Genomic DNA, 24,149 nt, shown 5'->3' with positions numbered 1-24,149 from the left:
CCTTTCGACGCTAGAGGGAGGCCAGGGCGGCCCGGATGTGGTGCAGGATGCGTGACGCCGACGTGGGTGCTTCGCCGGGTCCCGGGTCGGCCGCCGACAGCGCCGCCGCCCGGGCGTGCACAAACGCGGCGGCCGCGGCGGCCTCGGCGGGCGGTAGACCCGAAGCCAGCAGCGCGCCGATCATGCCGGACAGAACGTCGCCCGAACCGGCGGTGGCTGCCCACGACTGGCCAGCCGGGTTCAGATAGACAGGGCCGCCCGGGTCGGCGATGACGGTGACGTTGCCCTTGAGCAGCACGGTGGCCCCGAAGGTGTCCGCCAGTCTGCGAGTGGCTGCCACCCGATCGTCTCCGGGTGGCGATCCGGCCAGTCGTGCGAACTCGCCCGCATGCGGGGTCAGCACCGTTGGCGCGGTGCGGTCGGCGACCAGGTGGGGGTGGGCCGCCAGCATGGTCAACCCGTCCGCGTCGACCAGCACCGGCAGATCGGTCTCCAGCGCGAACCACAAAGCCGCGGCGCCGTTGTCGTCGGTGCCCAGACCCGGGCCCACCACCCAGGCCTGCACCCGCCCGGCCGCCGCCGGACTGGGTGAGGCGATGACCTCGGGCCAGTGCGCCAAAACCTGGTCCTTGGCGCTGCCGGCGTAGCGAACCATTCCCGAGTGGGTCGCCACCGCCGCTCCCGTGCAGAGCACCGCCGCCCCCGGGTAGGTCGAGGAACCAGCCAGCACGCCGGTGACACCCTGGGTGTATTTATCGTCGTGGGATCCGGGCACCGGCCAGCGCGCCAGAACGTCGGCTGCCTCGAACCCAAGTAGGTCGGTGTGGGGCAGGTCCAGGCCGATATCGACGAGGGCGACGCGGCCGCAATCGGCCAGCGCGTGCACGGGTTTGAGCCCACCGAAGGTAACGGTGAGCGCGGCTTCTACCGCCGGTCCGGTGATCGCACCGGTGGCGACATCGATGCCGCTGGGGATATCGACGGCGACCACGGGGATGCCGCGGGCGGCCTCGAACACCTCGGCCGCGTTCGGCCGCAACGGACCCGCTCCGGAGATGCCCACCACCCCGTCGATAACAAGATCTGTTGTCGGATGGATCTTTTCGACGATTCGACCACCCGCCTTGCGGAATGCGGCGAGCGCCTTGGCGTGGGTGTGCTCCGGTTTGAGCAACACCGCGTCAGCGGCTGCGCCGCGCCGGCGTGCAAAGGTCGCCCCCCACAGCGCGTCGCCGCCGTTGTCTCCCGAGCCGACGACCGCGCAGACCCGCCGGCCGGCGACTCCACCGGTGCGGGCGGTCAACTCGCGCAGAATCTCAGTCGCCAGACCGAAGGCGGCTCGGCGCATCAGGGCACCGTCGGGAAGGCTGGCCAGTAGCGGCGCTTCGGCCTCGCGGATCGCGTCTGCCGAGTAGTAATGCCGCATCAGCCCGTTCGCTCCCGTCGTTCGCCCGCCCCGCGCTCCCCAACATTACGTGTCACGGCCGAGGTGCACAGTCGCCATTGACGTTCTTCGATCGGCGAGCGCCCTCTTATGTGCGGCAAATTGCGCTCACCGACGGCGTTTTGAGGACGCTCGACGGGTCACTCGGACGCCGCGGAGCGCAGCCGCCGGAACCTGTTCCTCAATTTTTCGGGGCTCAGCGGGGCCCGTGTGCGCTCCTTGGTCATCGGGTAGAAGGCCAGGCCGATCAGCAGCGCCGCGAAGTGGCCGATGGCGGTGAAACTCAGCTCGATGCGGTCCATGATGAGCACCGGGAAGCCGAAGATGAGCAGCAACACCCCCAGATAGCCCCAGCGCCACGGCCGCGCGATGTGATAGGTCAGCACCCCCATCACACCGACCAGGAAGTAGCTGACGCCGATGTCGTGTGCCCGCACCGACCGCTCGGAGGCGTTGTGCAACTCGATCGCGATGTAGAGCAGACCTTCGCTGATGTAGGTGGCGAGGATATGCGCACTCAATCCCACTGTGAGCCAACGCAGCTGACCCAACCAGCGCTCAGCCGGCGCCAGAAACAGCGTGAACAGCAGCAGGTAGGGTTCCAGACTTCTGCCGTCGATCCAGAACAGGCTGGAAAACAGCACCTGCAGCGGATCCGTTGCCAGGGCGTGGATGTTGGTGAATCGGTGCAGCAAGACCGAGTGCAGTTGGCGGTGGGTGAGCACGTTCTGCACGATCGTGGTGATCGCCAACGCGATTAGCCAGCCGTAGGTCAGCGGCGCGCTGGTGACATAGCGCCAGACGGCCATCACCAGGACGCGCAGCCGCGCCGATACCGCCTTATTCACCACTGGTTCAGCCTATTCGCGTTCCGCCGACCGCGGCTCCACGACGGGTTTTGCCTGCTCGTCGTACCCCGGTGCCAGGTGCCGCCACCAGCAGGAGATGTAAAGCGTCATCGCGGTCACCAGCGCCACGATCACCCACACCACGATCGTGACGTCGATCCAGGCCCCAAACGGCGGGGAGTCGGGCAACGCATTGCGCAGCGGCATCACCGCAAACAGCATCGCCGCGAACCAGGTCGCCATCGGTGGCTGGAATTTGCGGCGGCCGCGCGCCGTCTGGACGGCCACGAACAGCGCTATGGCAGCGAGCGTGACCAATACCCCCAGCAGCACGACCGCGAGCGCCACCGTGCTCGGCGAACGCTCGACCTGCACCCGGTAGGGCGCTGGAACACCGGTTGCCGGTCCGTCGGACACCTGGACCTTCCATCCTGGCAGCCGATCGACGAAGGTCACCGACTGTCGTTCGGGTGGCCGCGCGCCGCCGCGGTAGAGGTCGACCGAGATGGGTCCCGAGCGATAGCTGTCTAGGGGCCAATCCGACACGTCGCCGTTGATGTTCAGCGGTACCGGGAAGACGCCCGGCTGGGTGCCCTTCGGCCAGGAATGTGTGGCCGGTGTCGCCGCGGATGTGACGGACACGGTGAGATCTTCCTTGAGGGTGCCGGTCTGCGGATCCAGCAACGCCTGCCCAGGGGTGACCGTCAGGTTGGCTACGAGCACGCTGCGATACGGCTGGATGCCTTCGATGTCGACCGTCACCGTGGTGCCGTCGCCGGCTTGTCGGCCATCGTTGACGGGATGCGGAGGCCCCATGCCGGTGACGGCATACAGCGTGATCAGGCCCGCGTATGCCGCGACGAAAATCGCGACACCGACGACGCCCCGTCTCATGGTGCCTCCCGACGACTGTTCGCGTCTATTCGACGGTTACGGACTTAGCGAGATTTCGCGGCTTATCGACGTCGTAGCCGCGCGCCTGAGCCACCGACGCGGCAAACACCTGCAACGGGATCGTCGACAGCAACGGTTGCAGAAGTGTTGACACCGAAGGTATTTCGATCAAGTGGTCGGCGTACGGGCGTACCGTGTCATCGCCTTCCTCGGCGATCACGATAGTCACCGCGCCGCGGGCCTGAATCTCGCGGATGTTGGATAGCAGCTTGGCGTGCAGGGTGGCCGAGCCTTTAGGTGAGGGCATTACGACGATGACGGGCAGGTCGTCTTCGATCAGCGCGATCGGGCCGTGTTTGAGTTCGCCGGCCGCGAAGCCCTCGGCGTGCATGTAGGCCAGTTCCTTGAGCTTGAGCGCACCTTCCAGCGCCACCGGATAGCCGACGTGGCGGCCCAGGAACAACACCGTTGCGGACTGGGCGAAGCGGTAGGCCAGCTCGGCCACCGGTTCGGCGGCCGCGATCACCCGGGCCACCAGGTCCGGCATCGCCTCGAGCTCGCGGTACTCCCGTTCGACCTCGTCGGGGTATTTGGTGCCGCGGGCCTGTGCCAGCGCCAGGCCGACCAGATAGTTGGCGGTGACCTGCGCCAGGAAAGTCTTGGTCGAGGCGACGCCGATCTCGGGGCCGGCGCGGGTGTAGAGCACCGCGTCGCACTCCCGCGGAATCTGCGAGCCATTGGTGTTGCAGACCGCCAGCACCTTGGCTTTTTGCTCCTTGGCGTGGCGCACGGCTTCGAGCGTGTCGGCGGTCTCCCCGGACTGGGAGATCGCCACCACCAGCGTGCTGCGGTCCAGAACCGGATCGCGGTAGCGGAATTCGCTGGCCAGCTCCACTTCGACGGGCAGTCGCGTCCAGTGCTCGATGGCGTACTTGGCGAGCAGGCCGGAGTGGTAGGCGGTGCCGCACGCGACCACGAACACCTTGTCGATTTCGCGGAGTTCCTGATCGGACAGCCGTTGTTCGTCGAGCACGATCCGGTTGCCCACGAAGTGTCCGAGCAGCGTGTCGGCCACCGCGGTGGGTTGCTCGGCGATCTCCTTGAGCATGAAGTACTCGTAGCCGCCCTTTTCGGCGGCAGCCAGGTCCCAGTCGATGTGGAATTCGCGGGCGTTGGCTGCGTCGTCGTTGCCGTCGAAGTCGGTGATCCGGTAGCCGTCGGAGGTGATCACCACGGCCTGGTCCTGGCCGAGTTCGACAGCGTGGCGGGTGTGCTCGATAAAGGCGGCTACATCCGACCCGACGAACATCTCGCCGTCGCCGATTCCGACCACTAACGGGGTCGAGCGGCGGGCCGCCACGATGGTGCTGGGGTCGTCGGCGTTGGCGAAGACCAGGGTGAAATGCCCATCCAGCCGCCGTAGCACGGATAGCACGGAGGCCACGAAGTCGCCGGCCGTCGGGCCGTGATGGAAGGCCTGCGCCACCAGGTGCACCGCGACCTCGGTGTCGGTGTCGCTGGCGAACTCCACGCCGGTTGCTTCCAGCTCCTGGCGCAGCGAGGCGAAGTTCTCGATGATGCCGTTGTGCACCACAGCAATGCGGCCGGCGGCGTCGCGGTGCGGGTGCGCATTGCGGTCCGTGGGGCGGCCGTGGGTGGCCCAGCGGGTATGGCCCAGACCAGCAGTGCCCGCCAGCTCCGACGGCGACATCTCGTTGACCGCGGCTTCCAGATTGGCCAGCTGACCAGCGCGTCGGCGAACGGTGAGCTGGCCTTTTCCGTCTACCAGCGCGATGCCCGACGAGTCGTAGCCGCGGTACTCCATTCGGCGCAGTGCATTCATGACGACGTCGCAGGCAGGACGCTGCCCGACGTAGCCGACGATTCCGCACATTCTGACCAGGGTAGTGCAGGTGTCCCTACACGACGGCCAAGCGCGCAACTGACCTGGGCAGATGCACGCCACATTGTGATCACCGGCACGGAGCCTCAGCGCGACGGGACCCACTGGACCCGTCACCCGGGTCACCGCTAACGTCGACGGGTGGCCCGCACCCGCAAGCTCTTCGCCGCCCTCAGCCGCCGTGGTCCCCACCACGTTCTGCGTGGTGACCTAGCCTTTGCCGGGCTTCCCGGGGTGGTGTACACCCCGGAATCCGGGCTGAACCTGCCCGCCGTCGCGTTCGGCCACGACTGGATCACCGGCAGCGCCCAATACGCGGGGCTGTTGGAGCACCTGGCGTCGTGGGGCATCGTGGTCGGTGCGCCGGACACCCAGCGCGGCTTGGCGCCGTCGGTGATGAACTTCGCGTTCGACCTCGGTGTCGCCCTCGACATCGTCGCCGGTGTGCGATTGGGGCCCGGAAAGATCAGCGTGCACCCCACCAAGCTCGGCCTGGTCGGTCACGGTTTCGGCGGCTCGGCAGCGGTGTTTGCCGCAGCCGGTATGGCAGGCGCGAGCCACGAGCCGATCCAGGCCGTGGCCGCGCTCTTTCCGACCGTGACTTCTCCCCCTGCCGAGCAGCCCGCCGCGACGCTGAAGGTGCCGGGTCTGATCCTGACCGCACCCGAGGACCCCAAGACGCTGAACTCCAATGCCATAGCGTTGTCGCAAGCGTGGGAATCGGCGACGCTGCGCATCGTCAAGAAGGCAGAGCGCGGCGGTCTGGTGGAGGGCCGGCGGTTGACCAAGGCCGTCGGGCTCGCCGGCTCGGACCGCAAGACCCAGCGCGCGGTTCGGGCGCTGCTGACCGGCTATCTGCTCAGCACCCTGGGCCGCGACAAGACCTATCGGGACTTCGCCGACCCAGACGTGGCCCTGCCCAATACCAATCCGGTGGACCCCGAGGCGCCGACGGTGACTGCGGAAGAGAAGATCGTCGCGCTGCTGAAGTAGGTTGGCAAACCCGGGTGGCGGACAACGATTCGCCGGGTGCTGCGCGGGCGTGCCTGCGATCTGACCGCACGGTCGGCCGTGGTAAGTGTCGTTGATGCGAATCGGGATTGCCCTGGACTACTCGGGCGGATTTCACGAGTCCGTCGACCGCGTCGTCGAACTGGAGAAAGCGGGCGTCAGTGTCGTCGTGGTGGCCGAGGCGTATGCCTTCGACGCCATCAGCCAGCTGGGCTATCTGGCAGCCAGGACCAATACCGTCGAACTGGCGTCGGGGGTCTTGCCGATATTTATCCGCACCCCCACGCTGCTGGCGATGACGGCCGCCGGTCTGGATTACGTCTCCGACGGCCGATTCCAGCTGGGGATCGGCACCTCCGGCCCACAGGTGATGGAGGGCTTCCACGGGGTCGAGTTCGACTCCCCGCTGGGCCGGACCCGGGAGATCATCGAGATCTGCCGGCAGGTGTGGCGCCGAGAGCGGGTGCAGTATGACGGCAAGCACTATCAGATCCCACTGCCGGCCGATCGCGGAACGGGGCTGGGGAAACCTCTGAAAATTATCAATCACCCAGTGCGCGAGCGTATTCCGATATCGATCGCGGCGCTCGGACCCAAGAACGTCGAACTCACCGCGGAGATCGCCGACGGCTGGCAGCCGGTGTTTTACTACCCGGACAAGGCCGCGCAGGTGTGGGGCGACGCGTTGGCGGCCGGTACCGCAAGACGCGATCCTGCGCTGGGCCCGTTGGACGTGATGGTCGGTACCTCGCTCGCGATCGGCGACGATGTCGATGACCGATTGTCTTGGGCGAAGCCACAATTGGCGCTGTACATCGGCGGCATGGGCGCCAAGGGCCGGAATTTCTATCACAATGTGGCGACCCGTTACGGGTTCGGCGAGGTCGCGGATCGGATCCAGGAGCTCTATCTCAGCGGGCGCAAACGTGAGGCCATCGAAGCGGTTCCCGACGAATTGGTCCGTGGCATGTCGCTGGTCGGACCACGCGGCTACATCGCCGAGCGGCTGGCCGTGTTCGCCGCCGCAGGCGTCACCACGCTGCTGGTCAGGCCGCTTACAAAGGAGGCCGGCGAGGCGGTGCGCTATGTCGAAGAACTGCTGCAACTGCTTCCACGCTGAGACGTCCATCTCTACCGCCCGGCCTGCGGAAGTTCGTCCGCGGCAATCTCGCAGGGTGTCGACCCGAGTGGCGCGGGCTCGACCACCGGCGGCACGTTCACCGGCGGCACGTTCAGTGGCGCCTGGGTAATTGGGGGTTGCGTGACCGTCGGCTGCTGGGTCGGCGTTGCGGGCGGGCGCAGCTGCGGCCCGGTCGCTGCGCCGGTCGGACCGGATAGCCCGGCCGCGGGCGGCATTTCCGGTTCATCGACTTCTTCGGGTTCTTCGGGGGAATCCGGTTCGTGCTTGTGGTCGGCGCCTTCGTCGAAGGCGTCCGCGTTGTCAGCTGGACTGTTCAGCGCGGACGCATCGCCGAGTTCGCCCAGGCCCGAGCTCAGCAGCCCACCCATCTCGTCGATAATGCGGCTGACAACCCCGCCGATCCCGCCGAGCCTACCGGTCTCTCCGGCTCCACCCAGACCGCCGGCACTGCCCGCAACACCAGCGGCATCGCCGACTGGGGCCACTGAATCCGCTGATGCAAGAGCAGGATTCGGCGCGGACAGCACTTCAGGCGCCGCCGGCGCAGCCGCGGCCGACGGGACACGGGTCGCGGAGATCCCGGGCGCCGGGATCCATCCGGGGTCAGGCCCTGAAAGCTCAGCGGGCATCAACGGCGCTGCAGCGGCAAAAACACCCGGTGCACCTGGCCGCCGCGGTGGGCTCGGCGGACCCAGATCGCCGGGAACCTCGAAGATTACCGGCGCCGCGGTGGCCATCCGATCGATGACCATGTCGTAGCACGCGTCGACACCGAGTCGCGTCGATCGCATGACTGTCACCCACTCGTTGCGAATGACGTTGTCCACGTATGGTTTTATCTGTTCTGTAACGACGTGGCGCGCCACTTTGAGTTCCCCTGCTCCGCTCGTCACCGCAGCGGTCGCCGCCAGCCACACCGGGCGTTGCGCCAGCGTGCTGTCGTCGATCTGTGTCACTGTCGTCACCTTTGCGTCGACCAGCTGCCACAGGTTGTCGCGCAGCGACTCGCACCGCTGCGCGGCCGCGCGGACCTCGGTGGCCACCGCCGCGGCGGCGTCGCAGTGTCGCTGCAGAAACGCGATCGCGGCGTCGGCTCCCGGGCCAGTCCACGCCATTGCCAAGGCCGCCAGCTGGGCGCGTTGCAGCCGCAGCGCCTCGATGACGACCGTGTCCGTGGCCCGCAGCTGGGAACAATCGGCATCGAGAGCCTGTAGGTCGAGGCCCTCTTCGCTGTCGTACCAGTCGTGCAGCTGTCCTGGGTGGGCCGTCAGATCGGGGTGTTCGTACCCGAGGCATTGACTGGCACGCACATAGCTCTGGGTATGCTCGACCGCCGGTACGCCCTCCGCCAACCGTCCGGCGACGTCCCACCGCTGCGCCACGGTCAGGCAATCCGGGCCGCGGCACACAGATCCGCATCGGCGTAGCGGTCGACACCGGCCCGCAGCGCCACCGCCGTCTCGGCCGCCGCCCGCGACCACTGCGACAGCTCGGCGGCCAGCCCGTCCAGCCGGGCCCGCAGCGCCTCACCGCGTAGCGCATGGTCCCGACCGGCCCGCGAAGCACTGAAGGCCAACCGCGACAGGTGGTTTGCTACGGCACGGTCCACCATCTCGGCGGCTTCGGCGATTCGGTCGGCCGCACCGCGCACCGCCGCCACGTCAACGCCGGTACCACCCAACACACTTTCATGACCCATACCTGTTTCGACGGCACGGACGGCTGCGAGGTTCCAAGCGGTTTCGGGAAATTTTTCAGCTGGAGGAGCTGACCGCGTCAACCACGCCTGCGGCCACTCGCTGGGCGATCTCTCTGTCGGCCGCCTCGACCATCACCCTGATCAGCGGCTCAGTCCCGGAGGGCCGCAACAGGATTCGTCCGGTGTCACCCAGCTCGGCCTCGGCTTGCCGCACCGCGGACTGCACCGCTGGCGCGGCGGCGGCGGTGGCCTTGTCGGCGACCTCAACGTTGATCAACACCTGCGGCAAGGTCCGCATCGCCGAGGCGAGCGTGGCCAACGACGAGCCGGTCTGCACCATCCGGGTCATCAACCGCAAGCCGGTGACGATGCCGTCACCGGTGGAGCCGAGCGCCGGCATCACGATGTGGCCGGACTGCTCGCCGCCCAGACTGTAATCCCCGGCCCGCAGTTCTTCCAGGACATAGCGGTCTCCGACACTGGTGGTGCGCACCGTTACGCCGGCCTCGCGCATGGCCAGATGCAGCCCCAGGTTGCTCATCACCGTCGCCACCAATGTGTCCGAGGCCAGTTCGCCGGCTTCCTTCATGGCAAGGGCCAGCACCACCATGATGGTGTCGCCGTCGACGAGTTCGCCGTTGGCATCGACAGCCAGGCATCGGTCGGCATCGCCGTCGTGCGCCAGCCCCAGATCGGCGCAATGCGCGGTGACCGCGGCACGCAGCGACTGGAGGTGCGTGGACCCGCAGCCGTCGTTGATGTTGAGTCCGTTGGGGTCGGCGTTGATCGCGATGACACGCGCACCGGCCGCGCGGTAGGCGCTGGGCGCCGCCGTGGACGCGGCACCGTGGGCGCAGTCGACGACCACCGTCAGTCCGTCGAGACGGCTGGTGCTGGCCTTGCCGATGTGGCGCAGGTAACGGTCGGCGGCGTCCTGCGCGTCGACGACGCGCCCGATCCCCGCGCCGACCGGGCGTAGCCCGGGCCCGGCCGCGACCAGGTTCTCGATCTGGTCCTCAGTGTCGTCGTCGAGTTTGTGGCCGCCGGGGCCGAAGATCTTGATGCCGTTGTCGGGCATCGGGTTGTGCGAGGCGGAGATCATCACGCCGAAGTCGGCGTCATAGGCGCCGGTCAGGTAGGCGATCGCGGGTGTCGGCAGCACGCCGACTCGCAGCGCGTCGACACCCTGGCTGGTCAGCCCGGCGATAACGGCGGCTTCCAGCATTTCGCCACTGGCACGCGGATCCCGGCCGATCACCGCAACGCGGCGGCCTGGTCCGGTGGAGCGCGCCAAGTGCCGCGCCGCCGCGGCGCCCAGGGCGAGGGCCAGTTCGGCGGTCAACTCACGATTGGCGACTCCGCGGACGCCGTCGGTGCCGAATAGTCGACCCATAGGTCAAACCTCTCACAGTTGGCGTTGTTGCACATACTCACTGTGAGCTGCGAGCGAGCACGCGGGACGGCAGACACGCCGGGCGAGACCCGCTCGCAGCGCAACAGTGATGGCGGATCAGCGCTTGCTGTACTGAGGTGCCTTGCGGGCCTTCTTCAGTCCGTACTTCTTGCGCTCGGTGGCACGCGGGTCACGGGTCAGGAAGCCGGCCTTCTTCAGCGCAGGCCGGTCCTCCGGCGTGGCCACGATCAAGGCCCGGGCAATGCCGAGCCGCAGCGCTCCGGCCTGGCCCGACGGCCCGCCGCCGTGGAGCAGCGCGTAGATGTCGTAGCTGTCCACCCGCTCGACAGTGACTAGCGGCGCTTTGATGAGCTGCTGGTGCACCTTGTTCGGGAAGTAGTCCTCCAGGCTGCGCCCGTTGAGGTCGAACTTGCCGGTGCCGGGCACCAGGCGAACCCGTACCACGGCCTCCTTGCGGCGGCCGACGGTCTGGATGGGGCGCTCGAAGACGAACGATTCGGCCATGGGCGCGGCCTCGATCGCGGCTTCCACCACTTCGGTGGCCTCCACACTGGTCTCGGTCATTGGGCCACCTGCTTGATCTCGTACGGAACCGGCTGCTGAGCGGTGTGCGGATGCTCCGGGCCCGCATAGACCCGCAGCTTCTTCTGGACCTGACGGCTCAGCTTGTTCTTCGGCAGCATGCCGACGATTGCCTTTTCCACCACCCGGTCAGGGTGCTTCTGCATCAGCTCGCCGATGCTGCGCTTGCGCAGACCGCCGGGATACCCCGAGTGGCTGTAGGCCATCTTGCTCTGCAGTTTGTCACCGCTGATGGCGACCTTGTCGGCGTTGATGACGATGACGAAATCGCCGCCATCGACGTTGGGCGCGAACGTCGGCTTGTGCTTACCGCGCAGCAGATTGGCAGCTGCGACAGCAAGGCGGCCAAGCACCACGTCCGTGGCGTCGATGACGTACCACGACCTCGTGGTGTCACCCGCCTTGGGCGCATATGTGGGCACAGCGCTTACCTTCTCTCTCGGGGTGGATCCCAGCGTGAGCCGGGGGCCGGTCAGGCGGATGCGGTTTGGGGGTGGTCTCGGCGACCGACGTTGACCCGAGGACCCCATTTCCCGTAGGCACCGCACGCCAACGGAGCAGCTTACCGATGCGCATCCCCGCAGGTCAAAAGCGCCCCCAGCTGCCAGCCGCGCGGCGGTCAGCGTCAGCTACCTCGGCCGCGCCGTCCCGGACCGCATTTCCCAGCTCCACCAGGATGTGATTGAGCGCGCTAATCGACTGCTGCCACCTGAGCTGTTCGGCCTGGTACGCGGCCGCCGCTTCGCGGGTCCACAGTTGCTGCAGCGGCACCACCAGGGACCTGAGCTCCTCGACGGCGGCGTTGAGACGGGCCGAGGTCGTGTGAATGTCCTGACGAATCGAGTGTTCAATGGCGGCGAAGTCGTACGAGATCACAACGCACCGCCAGCGGTGGCGATGCGGTGGGCGTGATTTTGGCCGGCCTCGCGCAGCGCAGCCTCGTTATAGCGGATGGTTTCGGCGATCTCGTGCAATACGTTGTGTAGTCGCGTCGACTCGGCGTTCCAGCGATCCACCGCCTGTTTGAACCGCGCGGCGGCCATCCCGCTCCAGATCGACGGCGGCACACTGCCCACCCGTCCGATGAAAGCGTGCAGCATCGACCGGATCTCTTCGTTGCGCGCATCGGTGGTAGCTGCGACCGAGCGCATCAGGTCGAAGTCGGTGCTCAGCGAATCGGTACCCGTTGGTGAGCTCACGTGTGTCTCCTTCCGCTCATTGAGTTCGACGCCAGCAACGCCGCCGTGGTTCCACACAATTTCGCGGGCGGGTCAGTCCAGTACATGGGCGGACCGCACGGCCTGCTCGCAGGCGTCGCGCACCGTGGCCGGGTCCCCGGTCGGGCTCTGGCAGCCGATGCTGATCCGCACCGAGCCGTCGATCAGTACTGTCCACCGCACATCATGGGTGGCCCGGACCTCGCGATAGGTCACCGCGGGCCGGCCGGCTCTGACGGCGCTGCGGTCGAAGTCGACGAAAACCCCGGCCGGCTCGGCGTCGATCGCTCGTCGCAAGCGGTCGGCGGCCCCACTCAGCGTCTCGCCGGGCGTGGGTGACTGGGTGAGGTGAATTGCCACCTCGGGGTCCGCCGGCGAGTTGACCTGCACTCGCGCCGACCCGGAACCCGAGAGCACCCGCTGCGCGATCCAGGCGCTGGGAACACTCAGCGCCACCCTGCCCTCAACCAGAACCGTGGTCGGCGCAGGCTGCGTGACCGGCACCCGGCGCGGGCCCTGGGTAGTCACCGTCGGGACTGCCAGGGCCAGCCCCGTGGCGACGACGGCCGTGCCGATCACCCGGGTGCTCGTCCGAGCCCGCGATGCAGAACTCGCTGGGGTCGGCGTTCTGGGTGCGTCAACCGCCATGGCTAGTCGGGCTAGCCGCGTGTCATCCAGTTCGACAACCCTTTCGGCCCCGATGGAGGTCGCCAACGACTTCGCCAGCTGCGTCGCCCCGGTGACCCTGCTCGGCGCATCGATGAGGACTCGCCCCGTTGGCGTCAACGCGACGACGGCGTCCACCACCTGCTCAACGACGCGAGGTTCAGAGCGCGGCACCGCGACGACATCCGACCCGATGATCGCCACCAGCCGATCGGCGATCTCCACCGACACCATCGGTTCGGCCTCACTCCGTGTCGACGTCGCGAACAACCAAGGCCGGGCCCGAACCGACACGACACCGCCCAAAGTACCTGCGGCCGTGGTGATCACGCTGACTCGAGTCGCAGGCCACCAGGAGGGATGCACGACGATCGCATCGTCGCCGTGCCCGTCAACCAGTGACCTCAGCGCCGCCGACCACAGCACGTCGACGGCCACCGGAAGCTCGTCGAGAAGCCCGACGGGGTCATCGATCGCCTCCAGCGCTGCCACGCCGATATCACTGTGTTCTGCTGCATCACAACATAATCGGCGCAGCGTCGCGGGACCAGCAGCAATCACGGCACGATGAGCGGTCATCCGGGCGGGCTCCAGGCAACCTGCACCCGCTGCTCCACCCCGGGACTGGCGGACAGAACACCGCGGCCCGGTGGCAGCGGCACCGGCGGTCTCGGCCCGAGTAGCGGCCCGTCTTCCGGGCGGCCGCTCATCATCATCGTCATGCATCCCAGGTCGCGCAACCCGGCGAGTAGCGGTTCGAACAGCGCACGCGATGCGCCGCCGATGCGCCGCGCTGTGATGACGTGTAACCCGAGATCGGCTGCGTAAGGCAGGTATTCGAGCAGCTTCAGCAATTCGCTTCCCGACGAGGAACCAACCACCAGGTCGTAGTCGTCCATGACGACGTAGATTTCCGGGCCGGTCCACCACGACCTGCTCCGCAGCTGCGCCTGGGTGACGTCCGTCCCGGGCATCCTGGCTTGCATTATGTCGACCAAGACCGCCAGCATCGCAATCAGCGACGCCGGCGACATGGCGTAGCCGCCGAGCTGCTCGCCGTCCACGACGCCGAGCAGCGTGCGCCGGAAGTCGACTACGAACAGTTGGGCCTGCGCCGCGTCCGCGGTACGCAGTATTTCCCGGCACAGAGTCCGTAAGGCGGAGGTCTTTCCGCAACCGTTGTCGCCAAGGATCAGCAGGTGCCGGCCGTGGTCGAAATCTATTGCAAGAGGCGCTAACGAGCGCTCTTCGATGCCGAGCAGGATGGCCCCGGGGTCCCCGGCGACCACCGATTCGTAGCCGACTTCGCCGGGCAGCAGCGTTATCGGAGGGGCCACCGTGGTCCCTCGGCGTACCTCGATTTCGTCCGGTGTCGGCAGCGCGATCATCATGTGTGAGCCGTCGTGGGCAAGGCCACGCCCAGGGCGGTCGCCGGGGACGTAGCGGGCCTGTTTGCGGTCGAGCTCGGAATCCGCCGGGTCGCCCAGTCGCAACTCGATCCGGGTGCCGAGCTGATCCTTCAAGGCAGGGCGCAACTCGGCCCAGCGCGACGCTGTCAATACCACGTGCACGCCGTACGAAAGTCCTTGACTTGCAATCGCTGTGACGGCGTGTTCAACGGCTTCGAACTCGTGACGCAGGCTCGCCCATCCGTCGGCGACCAGGAACACGTCCGCGAAGCCACCCCGCGCCGTCGGATCACCACGGCAAGTGGCCTCGCGGGTGTGCAGCACCGTCTCGATCTCGGTGATCATCCGCCAGATCAGTTCGGGCCGGCCGCGGTCTGCAACCCCTCCTACGTGCGGCAGCTCCCGCAGCGACGAGAGTATGCCGCCACCGAAATCCAGGCAGTAGAACTGCGCCCGCCGGGGATCGTGGGTGGCGGCCAGGGCGGTGATGAGGGTCCGCAGGGCGGTCGACTTGCCGGACTGCGGCGCGCCGACAATGACGACGTTGCCTGCGGCACCGGACAAATCAACCGTTAGCGGGAGCCTCGACTGGTCGTAGGGCAGGTCGACGAGCCCGATCGGCACTGCCAACCGGGTCGGCGTCCACGCGCTCAACAGCGACCTCAGGGATGGTGCCGCTTGCAGCGGCGGCAGCCAGACCTGGTGTGCGCGGGGCCCGTGGCCCGCCAGCCGGCCTAGGACCAGGTGCAGCACCGAAGGCCCGCGGAGCTCGCGGGTAGCCACTCCTTGAGACCACGCGGTGAACCGCCGCACCTCCTTCGAGGGGGTAACGACAGCCCGCGCGCGTGGCGCCGGGCCCGACACACACGCAGCCTGGAAGCGGAGCGGCTCGCCATTGGCGACCCGCAGAAAGCCCGCACCCGGGACGCTGGGTAGCTGGTAGGCGTCGAGAGTACCCAGAGCGGTCCGTGATTCACTGGCCGACAACGTCTTCAGACAGATCCGGTAAGACAGGTGCGCCTCGAGCCCGCGCAGCCTTCCCTCGTCGAGCCGCTGACTGGCGAGCAGCAGGTGCATTCCCAGCGAGCGACCCAGACGCCCGATCGCGACGAATGTGTCCGCGAAATCCGGATGCTGACTGAGCAGTTCGGAGAACTCGTCGACGATGACGAGTAGAGCTGGAAGGACTCTCGCACCCGGCTCGCGCGACTGGTTGTAGGCCGTCGCGCTTACCGAACCTGCCGCACGCAGCAGTTGCTGTCGACGGTTCATCTCTCCCGCCAGAGCTTCGCGCATCCGGGCTACCAGTGGCGCCTCGTCGGCCAGGTTGGTGACCACGGCGGCTACGTGTGCCGAGCCGGCGAAGTCGAGGAACGTTGCGCCACCTTTGAAGTCGATCAACAACAGGTTGAGTACTTCGGGCGAGGTGCGCACCATCATGCCCAGGGCGATGGTGCGTAGCAGCTCCGACTTGCCCGACCCGGTAGCGCCGACACACAGCCCGTGTGGCCCCATCCCGTGCTGGGCGGCCTCTCTGATGTCCAGGCACAACGGTCGGCCGTCGCCGGTGTTGCCGATGGGGACGCCAAGTAGTTGTGTCACGTTGCACCACAGTGCTTTTGGGTCGAAGTCACCGATATCTTTGAGTCCGAGGCCGATCAGCTGCGTCCAGGATGCATCATCCCGCTGCACCGATTCCCCAGTGTGAGCCAGCCGGCGGGCGCAGGCCACCGCCTCGGCCTCGTCCAGCCAATCCGGGGCGTCCAACACGTCGATGCCGCCGCAATGCAGTACGCGCAGCACAGGTTCGTCGTTACCGACCCGCAGAACTGTGACACCATCGGGTACGGGCACATTCGATTCGGGTGTGTCGATGACCAGCACCGTGCGTTGCTCAGCCACGGCCTCGGCCGGATGCCGGTGATGAGGTAGCCATTTCAACCAATCCCAGTGGGATCTTCGGGAATCGCTGACGATGCAGCCGATCGCCAGATGCTCCGGCGAATACAGCACCGCCAACTGGCACACGATGGCGCGAAGCAGACCGCGCACCCGCGGCGCCGTACCGTCGATCGTCACCGTCGCGTCCAATCGGATGACGACGGGGGCCTCTGTTGACGAATGGGTGTCCAGGAACCGGCGCTGCGCCTCGGCCGCGATCGGATCGCAGCGCTGCCCGGCTGGGCACTGGGCGGCTACCAGCGAGGTTGCCAGTGGCACGGTTCCGACACCGATCCGCACCACCCAACTAGCCGGGCCGTCCGGTCTCTGTTCCCACATGCGTGTACTACCGACCAGAGTCCACAAGACGTCGGGGTCGGGATGCCTACGCATCATCGAATCACGTTGCTCCATGGCATGTTCGGTGATCTCACGACGCAGTTCGCTCAGGTAGCTGAAGTAGCGCGCGCGATCGGCGTTGAGGGCCGCGCCCCGCCGGCGGCCGCGTCCGGTGAGCGCCGTGACCGCCATCGACACCGACATCAGTGCCGGAAACGCAAGAAAGGTGGGCTGGTGCGCCATCGGTGACCCGGTACAGAACGCCGCGATAGTCACGCCGAGCATCGCGGCCGACATCACCAACGGCAGCAGCAACACCATCGGGTTCGACGCCCCCGAGCGCGGCACCTCTGGGGGCGGGGCGATTTCGATCACCGCACGCACAGTTCGACGACGCTAGGTAACGACACGGCTTGCGGCAAGTCGTCTGTGGATAGCCGAAAGTCGTTCGACCGCGACCTGGATAACATCCCAGTGATGAGCGAATCAGCTTGTCGTGTCACCGTTCACTGCAGGGGCACCAACACCGATCTGTCACTGCCCGCCACCATGCCCGTCGCCGAACTCATCCCGTCGATCCTCGATCTGCTGGGCGGTGCAGAGCAGGCGCGCCACCGGCTATCGCGCGTTGGTTGCGCCGCGCTGCCGAGTTCGACGACACTGGCACAAAACGGTATCCGCGACGGCACTGTCCTGGTCCTAACCCAACAGGACGCTCAACCGCCGGCTTCTCGTCACGACGATGCCGCACAGGTGGTAGCGGCCAGCCTTGCACCGGCCACTACTTCCCTGCCAATCCGCAGCACCCCCGGTGCGCTCGCCGCCGTCGCATTCGCCGCCACCGGTGCGCTGGTCATCGCCCGAAATGCGTTCATCGTCAGGACGCAGCCGGCGCCCACCGTCCTCGCCGCAGTAGCGGTCGCTGCGGCCGCGCTGACTGCTTCCACTCTGTCGCACAATGCGTTTCGCGGTCCAACAGCCAGGCTGACACTCGCGATCGTTGCGGTGACGTTCGCCGCCGTCGCCGGTCTGCTCGCGGTGCCCGGCGTCCCGCATGCGCCCCACGTATTACTGGCGGCAACGGCAACGGCCGCCGCGGCGGTGCTGGCGATACGCGTAGCGCATTGCGGTGCAATCACATTGACTGCATTGGCGCTCGCGGCCACCGTCATAGCGGTGGCCGCGCTGGCTGCGGCGCTCACCGGGGCCCGACTCTACGTGGTGGGGTCGATGACCACGCTGGCGTGTCTTGGCCTGATCGAGGTGGCGCCGCGGACGGCGATGTTGCTGTCCGGCCTGTCACCCACCCGGGCGCTGCGCGAAGAAGAACTGAGTGCCCGAACGCGCCGCGCCGACAAAAGGTTGACCAGCCTGCGCGCCGGCTTCGCGGCGGTTGCGGCCCTGAGCGCCGCCGGCTCCGCATTCACTGCGCATCGCGCCATCCCGCTGGCCGCGCTGACCGGCGGCATACTGCTGTTGCACGTGCGGACCGACGCCAGAAGAGCCATCGTGTTTTCCGCGATCGGAATAGCTTCCATCACCACAACATTGGCCATCGCCGCGTCCGCAGCGCCGCGATACGGCCCGTGGTTCGCCGCACTCACCGCTGCGCTGGCTGCCGCCGCAATGTACGTGGGCTTCGTCGCTCCTGCATTGGCGCCCTCACCCGTGGCACGTCGTGGCGTCGACGCGGTGGGCTGCATCGCGCTGGCTGCTGCGGTACCGCTGGCATGCTGGACGTGCGGGGCGTTCAGCGCAATCCGAGACCTGAATCTACAGCCGTGACGTGGCCTGGAACGGTGCGCCTGTCCGTGGCGGTATGTCTGGCGGCTATGTGCACAGCTGTGCCGGCAGGCGCGGTCACACCGCCGCCAGTCGACGAAAGAATGCTGCCCGCTGCCACCTCGCCGGCACCCGCGCAGCGCACCGTGCAACGCGAGGTGTGCGCCGCGGCCACAAACGACCCGGCCAACACCGGGCCGCCGGCACAACTCGCCGACCTCGACTTGCCGCGGATCTGGCAGTTCACCCGCGGCGCCGGGCAACGGGTCGCGGTGATCGACACGGGCGTGCGGCGACACCCGCGGCTGAAGAATCTGGTGGCCGGTGGCGACTATGTGTCCACCGGTGACGGCGCCCAGGACTGTGACGCACACGGGACGCTGGTAGCCGGAATCATAGCTGCCACAACAGATCCCACCGTCGATAAGTTCGGTGGGGTGGCGCCCGACGTCACGTTGATCAGCATCCGGCAATCCAGCGCCAAATACGGGCGGGCCGGCGCCGGCGGGGGCGTCGGCGACGTCCAAACCCTGGCCAAGGCGGTGCGTACCGCGGCCGATCTCGGCGCTACCGTGATCAATATCTCGACAGTCGCCTGCGTCGCCGTCACCGACAATCTCGATGACCGGCCCCTCGGCGCCGCCTTGGCCTATGCGGTCGACGTCAAGAACATCGTCGTGGTGGCTGCGGCCGGCAACACCGGCGGCTCTGCCCAGTGCCCGCCCCAGGCACCCAGCGTCACCCCGGAGACCGTGTCGGTCGTGGTCAGTCCGCCGTGGTACGACGACTACGTTCTGACGGTCGGTTCGGTGAATTCCCGTGGTGCGCCTTCGTCGTTCACGTTGGCGGGCCCGTGGGTGGACGTCGCGGCGACCGGCGAAGAAGTGACCTCGCTGAGTCCCGTCAACGACGGAACGGTGAATTCCGACGGGCATTCGGCGCCGCTATCTGGAACCAGTTACGCCGCACCGATTGTCAGCGGAGTGGCCGCGCTCATCCGGGCCCGGTTCCCGGCCATGACCGCGCGTGAGGTGATGCAGCGCATCGAGGCCACCGCTCACCATCCCTCTGGGGGCTGGGATCCGCGGGTCGGCCACGGCACCGTCGACGCGCTAGCCGCGATCGCCACGGATGCCAACGCGCCGGAAAGTCATTCGCAGCCCACATCCGCCGCGATCGCGGCGCCGCCTGCCGGACGGCGCGACCCGGCGGTCGAGAGGTCCGGGGGCACCGCGTTCGGGGGCGCGGCGATCTGCCTGCTGATGCTGCTCGCGGTCTGCTCCGCCACGCTGCGGGGCAAGCGCTCAGCGCACTCCCGCAACGACGGTGTCGCGGGAGACTGAGGCCTGCTCCCGACTCAATTCCGGTCCACACGGCAATGCGGCCAGCATTGGCCACGGCGCGGAGGTAGCCGTGGCCGGCAATCCGAGGGCACGGGCGGCTTCGTCGTCGTGGACGGCGAACCGCACTCCGGTGTCGGTGACGAGAAAGCGGGTCGCGACGCGGGCAAGGCCTCCGGTGAGGCTGTGCGCAGTCACGTAGACGCTCCGTCCCGGCGCGAGGTGCACGGCGTCGACGGCGGGACCGCGGCCGTCGGACTGCGCCAGGCGCACCAACTGCCCGGCCCCCGGCCCGACGCCAGTCAGCAACGCGATGTCGGCGGGCTCCGACTGTCGGGACGTCCAGGTCGCACACACCGTCGTATCGGTCGAGAACTCGCTTGGCGCCTGCTCAGGAAGGCCTCCGACGGGCAAGGTGTCCACGAGCGGAACGGCGCGGATGACGTCGGGCGCGACGACAACCGGCGCAGCGGCACCGCGCGAGTCGACGAAGCGCAGCAAATCGGCGGTGAAGCGGCCGATCCGCTGCACTCCGCCGCCAAGCACGACGTAATATTCGTCACCCGAAGTCGGTGTGATTCGCAGCACACTGCCGATCCGCCATCCGGGCAGCCAGCGCGCCGGTGCCCCCGCACCCTGGATGCGCGGCGCGGCGACGGGTGGCGCCTCGGGAATGGCATTCAGCAACGACCGCGAGATAACTTGCGGCACCGGGTCCGCCAGCCCTAGGACATGACGGATGGCCGGATCGGAAAGATCCACCACCGCCCGCATTCCACGGTAGAGCAGGAAAGTCGGCGAACCCGGGCCCGCCGTGACCAAGGCGGCCCGTTCTGAGTCCAGACGACGCACGGATGCATCAGCCGCGGTTCCCACGATCACCGTGGTCCCCGGTTCACGATCACTGTCACAGATCGTCCACTTTGACTCCTGCTCTGGCAACGGTGGCGCGACGAGTTGCGGAGCACCCGGAATCCCCAGCAGCGCACCACGTTTGGTGTGCCCCAATTCAGAGTCGCGAACCGGCACCGGGTTGGCCGCATCCGCCAGGATCAGCCGCGCCGAGGCTAGATTCAGCACTGGATGCCACGTGTCGCCGAGCCGCACGTACAAGGCGCCGGATTGCCGCCCCAGCAACAGCCGGGCGTCCCCGAGGTCGGGCTGCGGCCGCAGCAAAGCCAGGGACACACATCCCAGCAGCAACGCTATCGACGATAGGCATCCGAGTACCAGCGCTCTCGCGTGCGCGCGCGGAGGCCTGCTGACCAACCCGGGATCCTCGCCCAGCAATGCGCTCTCAATGCGTCGCAGCAGGAACCGGTGGCCGCTGGTATGTAACCAGGTAGACGATTGGCGCGGCACTTGAATCTCCTGAAAATTGACCGAACCACCCCTACGGTAGGGCGTCGCCGAGGTCGGGATTCAACGTTTATCCACAGCTACGGGGGTTTTGCCAGGCCCCGCGGCGGGTAAAATTTTGACGTGTCTCTGCATTTCATCCGGATGGCCGGTCGGGTCGGCACCGGTACCTTAGCTTTTGCCGCCGCATTGGCAGGCGCAGTCGTGTTGAGCCCGGACGCATCTGTACCGGTCGCGTCAGCCGCCGATTGCCCGGACGCCGAGGTGGTTTTCGCTCGCGGCACCAACGAACCGGCGGGCATGGGCCGGGTGGGCGACGCCTTCGTCGACTCACTCCGCTCGCAAACCAGCGGCCTGACCATCGGGACTTACGGGGTCAACTACGCAGCCAGCAAGTTGCAGTTGCATGGCGGCGACGGGGCCAACGACGTAATTTCCCACGTCAAGGCCACGGTGTCGTCCTGCCCCAACACCAAGATCGTGCTGGGTGGGTACTCGCAGGGCGCGTCGGTGATGGACATCGTCGCCGGTGTCCCGATCGGCGGCATCAACTGGGGCACTTCGTTGCCGCCGCAGTACGCCAACAACGTCGTCGCCGTGGTCACGTTCGGCGATGTCGCCGACCGTGCCGGCGGATCCCTGCCAACCCAGAGCGCGCTGCTCGGCGCCAAGGCGGTCGACTACTGCAATCCGATGGACCCGATCTGCCACGCCGGTTCGGGCAACGAGTGGAGCGGGCACACCGAAGGCTACGTCCCCACCTACACCACGCTCGGGGCAACGTTCGTCGCCCAGAAACTGATGGCCGGCGCGACGCCGCACATGCCCGGGCAGATCCCCGGATATTCGCCGCAGTTGCCGGGGTCGGTGCCTGAAAGTCCGCAGGCTCCGCAGATCCCGCAGGCACCGGGCTCGGTTCCTCTGACACCCCAGACGCCGGGGGCACCCGGGTCGCCCGGTTCGGTTCCGCAGTCGCCCGGTTCGGTTCCGCAGTCGCCTGGTGTCCCGGTCGCGGCGACCTCGGTGCCCGTTGTCTAGGCCCGCAGTTTAGGTCTGCTGGCCAATTCCGCGTCGATCCGTAACATCGGATCATGAAGCTCGATTCGTTTGCTCGATTGATCGCCTTTGCGGCCTTCCCGTTGCTCTCGTTCGCCTCGGTGATCGCCGCGGCGCCCTCAGTGGCAGTGTCGTGCCCGGGAGTCGAGGTGGTGTTCGCCCGCGGGCGGGAGGAACCTCCGGGGGTCGGTGCTGTCGGGGACGCTCTGGTGAGTTCGCTGCGAGGCAAGACGAGTCTGTCGATCGGGGTATACGGGGTTAATTATCCGGCCAACATCAGCGTCGACAGCGGTGCCAACGACATGAGCCAGCACGTCCAGTCCATGGCGAAAAGCTGCCCGACCACCCGTCAGGTGCTCGGCGGTTACTCCCTGGGCGCCGAGGTGGCCGACCTGGCGACGTGGGGCCGCATTCCCGCAGGGGCGGATCAGCACGTCGCGGCGGTGGCGTTGTTCGGCAACGGCACCCGGGGAGTGGCCCCAGCCTTCGCGGGCAAGACGATCGACCAATGCGCACAGGGCGACCCCATCTGCGGCAAGGGCACAAACTGGCCATCGCATCTGCAGCCGTCGTACATCGGTTCCGGCCTGGTGGATCAGGCCGCCAGCTTCGTGGCGGGCAAGCTCTAAAGCCCTAGCCCCTTGACCGGATGTCGCGGGTGATCAGGTTGCGGGCGGTCAGCTGGTCGTCCGGCGGGTAATCCACCGCCACCAGCGTCAGCCCCTGCGGTGGAGCGGCCGCGAAATCACTGGATCTGCTTGTCGCGGAAAGTAATTCAACACACCACTCGGGCGTGCGCCGGTGCTCGCCGACGGCCAGCAGCGCCCCCACCAGCGAACGCACCATCGACCAGCAGAACGCGTCGGCGCTGACCTGTGCGGTGATCAGGTCCTCGTCCCGCGACCAATCCAGTCGCTGCAGCTCGCGGATGGTGGTGGCGCCTTCGCGATGGCGGCAGAACGCCGCGAAGTCGTGCAATCCCAACATCGGTTGCGATGCGGCGGTCATCGCGTCGAGGTCTAGCGCGCGCGGCCAAGCGGTGACGAAACGCGCCTGTTGGGGCAGCACACCGTGGGGCGCCGTTGATAGCCGGTAAGCATAGTGGCGGCGTAGCGCCGAGAACCGTGCGTCGAAACCCGCCGGCGCACGGGCAATGTCGAGCACCCTGACATCGGCGGGCAGGAATTTTGCGAGCCGGCGGACAAGAGACAGAAATTCCGGGTCCTCCGGGCGTGCATTTCGCGAGTAGGCGTTGGGTACGGCGTCGACGGGCACGTCGACATGGGCCACCTGCCCGGTGGCATGCACGCCGGCGTCGGTGCGTCCCGCCGCCCGCACCTGCACCGGACAGCGGAACACGGTCGCCAGCGCCTCGTCGAGGACGCCGGCGACCGTGCGCTGTTCTGCTTGCGCCGCCCAGCCCGCGAAATCTGTTCCGTCGTAGGCGATGTCGAGCCGCAGACGGACCACAGGGCCGGGCACGGAACTATTTCTCGGGGGCCTCTTGCGCCTCGTCGTCACTCGCCTGCGGTGCTGCCGCGGCCGCCTCTGGGGCGGCCTGTTCGCCGGTTTGGTCGGCGGCGGCCGATTCGTCGACGGCCTCCGGCTCGACCGCAGCCTGCGGCGCCGCGGCGGCCGCTTCGGTGGCCGCCGCCGGGGCGTCCGTCTTGTTCTTCGCCTGCTGCGCGGCAACCCGGCGGGCCCGGTCAGCCTCGGCGGTCACCGTCTTCTCCCGCACCAGCTCGATCACCGCCATCGGGGCGTTGTCGCCCTTACGCGGCTCAACCTTGATGATGCGGGTGTAGCCACCGTCGCGATCGGAGAAGAAAGGCCCGATCTCGGCGAACAGGGTGTGCACCACATCCTTGTCGCGGATCTTCTTGAGCACCTCACGCCGGTTGTGCAGCGTGCCCTTCTTGGCGTGAGTGATCAGCTTCTCCGCGTAGGGCCGCAACGCCCGCGCCTTGGGCTCGGTGGTCTTGATCCGGCCGTGCTCGAACAACGACGTGGCCAGGTTGGCCAAAATCGCCTTCTGGTGCGAAGACGACCCGCCGAGGCGAGGACCCTTGGTGGGCTTGGGCATTGCGACTTCTCCTATGTGGGG

General features: G+C 67.5%; 22 protein-coding genes. 6 read left to right on the top strand and 16 right to left on the bottom strand.

The window, feature by feature from the left end; translation table 11 throughout:
• Nucleotides 1-10 precede the first annotated feature (10 nt).
• The 4 genes from H0P51_RS05545 to glmS form a co-directional block, all read right to left on the bottom strand.
• Entirely contained in the window at nt 11-1,426 is a 1,416-nt protein-coding gene (locus H0P51_RS05545) for an NAD(P)H-hydrate dehydratase (protein ID WP_180916997.1), read from the bottom strand.
• A 158-nt stretch (nt 1,427-1,584) separates the two neighbouring features.
• Complete coding sequence (locus H0P51_RS05540; protein WP_425489013.1) at nt 1,585-2,253, bottom strand: rhomboid-like protein; 669 nt, start codon at nt 2,251-2,253, stop codon at nt 1,585-1,587.
• Nucleotides 2,254-2,304: 51 nt separating this feature from the next.
• On the bottom strand, nt 2,305-3,186 hold the full coding sequence (locus H0P51_RS05535) for a DUF4436 domain-containing protein (protein WP_180916996.1): 882 nt from the start codon (nt 3,184-3,186) through the stop codon (nt 2,305-2,307).
• 25 nt (nt 3,187-3,211) lie between these two features.
• Nucleotides 3,212-5,080: a glutamine--fructose-6-phosphate transaminase (isomerizing) gene (gene glmS / locus H0P51_RS05530; protein ID WP_180916995.1), complete on the bottom strand. Its 1,869-nt coding sequence runs from the start codon at nt 5,078-5,080 to the stop codon at nt 3,212-3,214.
• 150 nt (nt 5,081-5,230) lie between these two features.
• On the opposite strand from glmS, the gene H0P51_RS05525 reads away from it, so the two are divergent.
• Entirely contained in the window at nt 5,231-6,082 is an 852-nt protein-coding gene (locus H0P51_RS05525; RefSeq protein ID WP_180916994.1) for a dienelactone hydrolase family protein, read from the top strand.
• Nucleotides 6,083-6,176: 94 nt separating this feature from the next.
• Entirely contained in the window at nt 6,177-7,220 is a 1,044-nt protein-coding gene (locus H0P51_RS05520; RefSeq protein ID WP_180916993.1) for an LLM class F420-dependent oxidoreductase, read from the top strand.
• An 11-nt stretch (nt 7,221-7,231) separates the two neighbouring features.
• Here H0P51_RS05520 and H0P51_RS05515 read toward each other — a convergent pair whose 3' ends face one another.
• The 9 genes from H0P51_RS05515 to eccCb all read right to left on the bottom strand — a co-directional run bounded on the left by H0P51_RS05515 (nt 7,232) and on the right by eccCb (nt 16,892).
• Nucleotides 7,232-8,623, bottom strand: coding sequence for a hypothetical protein (locus H0P51_RS05515; protein WP_180916992.1), 1,392 nt, complete (start codon nt 8,621-8,623; stop codon nt 7,232-7,234).
• 2 nt (nt 8,624-8,625) lie between these two features.
• A complete protein-coding gene (locus H0P51_RS05510; RefSeq protein ID WP_180916991.1) occupies nt 8,626-8,940 on the bottom strand; it encodes a DUF7162 family protein in 315 nt (104 codons plus the stop codon).
• A 55-nt stretch (nt 8,941-8,995) separates the two neighbouring features.
• Nucleotides 8,996-10,333 (bottom strand): phosphoglucosamine mutase, encoded by a 1,338-nt coding sequence (glmM, locus tag H0P51_RS05505; protein WP_180916990.1) that lies wholly within the window; start codon nt 10,331-10,333, stop codon nt 8,996-8,998.
• A 117-nt stretch (nt 10,334-10,450) separates the two neighbouring features.
• The gene (gene rpsI, locus H0P51_RS05500) at nt 10,451-10,918 is read right to left on the bottom strand and encodes a 30S ribosomal protein S9 (RefSeq protein WP_425488965.1); all 468 of its coding nucleotides are present in this window, start codon (nt 10,916-10,918) and stop codon (nt 10,451-10,453) included.
• Entirely contained in the window at nt 10,915-11,358 is a 444-nt protein-coding gene (gene rplM / locus H0P51_RS05495; protein WP_180916989.1) for a 50S ribosomal protein L13, read from the bottom strand. The genes rpsI and rplM overlap by 4 nt, the downstream gene beginning before the upstream one ends.
• A gap of 163 nt (nt 11,359-11,521) precedes the next feature.
• Complete coding sequence (locus H0P51_RS05490) at nt 11,522-11,812, bottom strand: WXG100 family type VII secretion target (protein WP_180916988.1); 291 nt, start codon at nt 11,810-11,812, stop codon at nt 11,522-11,524.
• Complete coding sequence (locus H0P51_RS05485) at nt 11,809-12,087, bottom strand: WXG100 family type VII secretion target (RefSeq protein ID WP_425489012.1); 279 nt, start codon at nt 12,085-12,087, stop codon at nt 11,809-11,811. The genes H0P51_RS05490 and H0P51_RS05485 overlap by 4 nt, the downstream gene beginning before the upstream one ends.
• A 120-nt stretch (nt 12,088-12,207) precedes the next feature.
• Entirely contained in the window at nt 12,208-13,398 is a 1,191-nt protein-coding gene (locus H0P51_RS05480; protein WP_180916986.1) for a type VII secretion-associated protein, read from the bottom strand.
• Nucleotides 13,395-16,892, bottom strand: a complete 3,498-nt coding sequence (gene eccCb / locus H0P51_RS05475) for a type VII secretion protein EccCb (RefSeq protein WP_246398410.1) — start codon at nt 16,890-16,892, stop codon at nt 13,395-13,397. The genes H0P51_RS05480 and eccCb overlap by 4 nt, the downstream gene beginning before the upstream one ends.
• A gap of 93 nt (nt 16,893-16,985) precedes the next feature.
• On the opposite strand from eccCb, the gene eccD reads away from it, so the two are divergent.
• Both eccD and mycP read left to right on the top strand, forming a co-directional pair.
• Nucleotides 16,986-18,293, top strand: coding sequence for a type VII secretion integral membrane protein EccD (gene eccD, locus H0P51_RS05470; RefSeq protein ID WP_180916985.1), 1,308 nt, complete (start codon nt 16,986-16,988; stop codon nt 18,291-18,293).
• A 47-nt stretch (nt 18,294-18,340) separates the two neighbouring features.
• Nucleotides 18,341-19,633: a type VII secretion-associated serine protease mycosin gene (mycP, locus tag H0P51_RS05465; protein ID WP_180916984.1), complete on the top strand. Its 1,293-nt coding sequence runs from the start codon at nt 18,341-18,343 to the stop codon at nt 19,631-19,633.
• Here mycP and eccB read toward each other — a convergent pair.
• Nucleotides 19,595-20,992: a type VII secretion protein EccB gene (gene eccB / locus H0P51_RS05460; RefSeq protein WP_180916983.1), complete on the bottom strand. Its 1,398-nt coding sequence runs from the start codon at nt 20,990-20,992 to the stop codon at nt 19,595-19,597. The genes mycP and eccB overlap by 39 nt on opposite strands.
• 141 nt (nt 20,993-21,133) lie before the next feature.
• On the opposite strand from eccB, the gene H0P51_RS05455 reads away from it, so the two are divergent.
• Entirely contained in the window at nt 21,134-22,027 is an 894-nt protein-coding gene (locus H0P51_RS05455) for a cutinase family protein (RefSeq protein WP_180918760.1), read from the top strand.
• A 53-nt stretch (nt 22,028-22,080) separates the two neighbouring features.
• The gene (locus H0P51_RS05450; protein WP_180916982.1) at nt 22,081-22,674 is read left to right on the top strand and encodes a cutinase family protein; all 594 of its coding nucleotides are present in this window, start codon (nt 22,081-22,083) and stop codon (nt 22,672-22,674) included.
• Nucleotides 22,675-22,678: 4 nt separating this feature from the next.
• On the opposite strand, the gene truA is transcribed toward H0P51_RS05450, so the two are convergent.
• Together truA and rplQ are read right to left on the bottom strand one after the other, a co-directional pair.
• Nucleotides 22,679-23,566 carry a tRNA pseudouridine(38-40) synthase TruA gene (gene truA, locus H0P51_RS05445; RefSeq protein WP_180916981.1) on the bottom strand — a complete coding sequence of 296 codons (888 nt, stop codon included), beginning with the start codon at nt 23,564-23,566 and terminating at the stop codon, nt 22,679-22,681.
• A complete protein-coding gene (gene rplQ, locus H0P51_RS05440) occupies nt 23,532-24,128 on the bottom strand; it encodes a 50S ribosomal protein L17 (protein WP_180916980.1) in 597 nt (198 codons plus the stop codon). The genes truA and rplQ overlap by 35 nt, the downstream gene beginning before the upstream one ends.
• Between the last annotated feature and the right edge of the window lie 21 nt (nt 24,129-24,149).

The sequence above is a fragment of the Mycobacterium vicinigordonae genome (assembly GCF_013466425.1).
GTDB classification, from domain to species: domain Bacteria; phylum Actinomycetota; class Actinomycetes; order Mycobacteriales; family Mycobacteriaceae; genus Mycobacterium; species Mycobacterium vicinigordonae.
The sequence above is the reverse complement of the archived record's forward strand: the minus strand, read 5'-3'. Positions and strand labels throughout refer to the sequence as shown.

Excerpts from the sequence above, each read along its gene's own strand:
- glmS (WP_180916995.1), bottom strand. The coding sequence starts at position 5,080 with ATGTGCGGAATCGTCGGCTACGTCGGGCAGCGTCCTGCCTGCGACGTC.
- H0P51_RS05510 (WP_180916991.1), bottom strand. The coding sequence starts at position 8,940 with ATGGGTCATGAAAGTGTGTTGGGTGGTACCGGCGTTGACGTGGCGGCG.
- H0P51_RS05485 (WP_425489012.1), bottom strand. The coding sequence starts at position 12,087 with ATGCGCTCGGTCGCAGCTACCACCGATGCGCGCAACGAAGAGATCCGG.
- glmM (WP_180916990.1), bottom strand. The coding sequence starts at position 10,333 with ATGGGTCGACTATTCGGCACCGACGGCGTCCGCGGAGTCGCCAATCGT.
- H0P51_RS05540 (WP_425489013.1), bottom strand. The coding sequence starts at position 2,253 with ATGGCCGTCTGGCGCTATGTCACCAGCGCGCCGCTGACCTACGGCTGG.
- H0P51_RS05520 (WP_180916993.1), top strand. The coding sequence starts at position 6,177 with ATGCGAATCGGGATTGCCCTGGACTACTCGGGCGGATTTCACGAGTCC.
- rplQ (WP_180916980.1), bottom strand. The coding sequence starts at position 24,128 with ATGCCCAAGCCCACCAAGGGTCCTCGCCTCGGCGGGTCGTCTTCGCAC.
- H0P51_RS05455 (WP_180918760.1), top strand. The coding sequence starts at position 21,134 with ATGGCCGGTCGGGTCGGCACCGGTACCTTAGCTTTTGCCGCCGCATTG.
- H0P51_RS05450 (WP_180916982.1), top strand. The coding sequence starts at position 22,081 with ATGAAGCTCGATTCGTTTGCTCGATTGATCGCCTTTGCGGCCTTCCCG.
- mycP (WP_180916984.1), top strand. The coding sequence starts at position 18,341 with ATGTGCACAGCTGTGCCGGCAGGCGCGGTCACACCGCCGCCAGTCGAC.
- rpsI (WP_425488965.1), bottom strand. The coding sequence starts at position 10,918 with ATGACCGAGACCAGTGTGGAGGCCACCGAAGTGGTGGAAGCCGCGATC.
- eccD (WP_180916985.1), top strand. The coding sequence starts at position 16,986 with ATGAGCGAATCAGCTTGTCGTGTCACCGTTCACTGCAGGGGCACCAAC.
- H0P51_RS05535 (WP_180916996.1), bottom strand. The coding sequence starts at position 3,186 with ATGAGACGGGGCGTCGTCGGTGTCGCGATTTTCGTCGCGGCATACGCG.
- H0P51_RS05545 (WP_180916997.1), bottom strand. The coding sequence starts at position 1,426 with ATGCGGCATTACTACTCGGCAGACGCGATCCGCGAGGCCGAAGCGCCG.
- H0P51_RS05480 (WP_180916986.1), bottom strand. The coding sequence starts at position 13,398 with ATGACCGCTCATCGTGCCGTGATTGCTGCTGGTCCCGCGACGCTGCGC.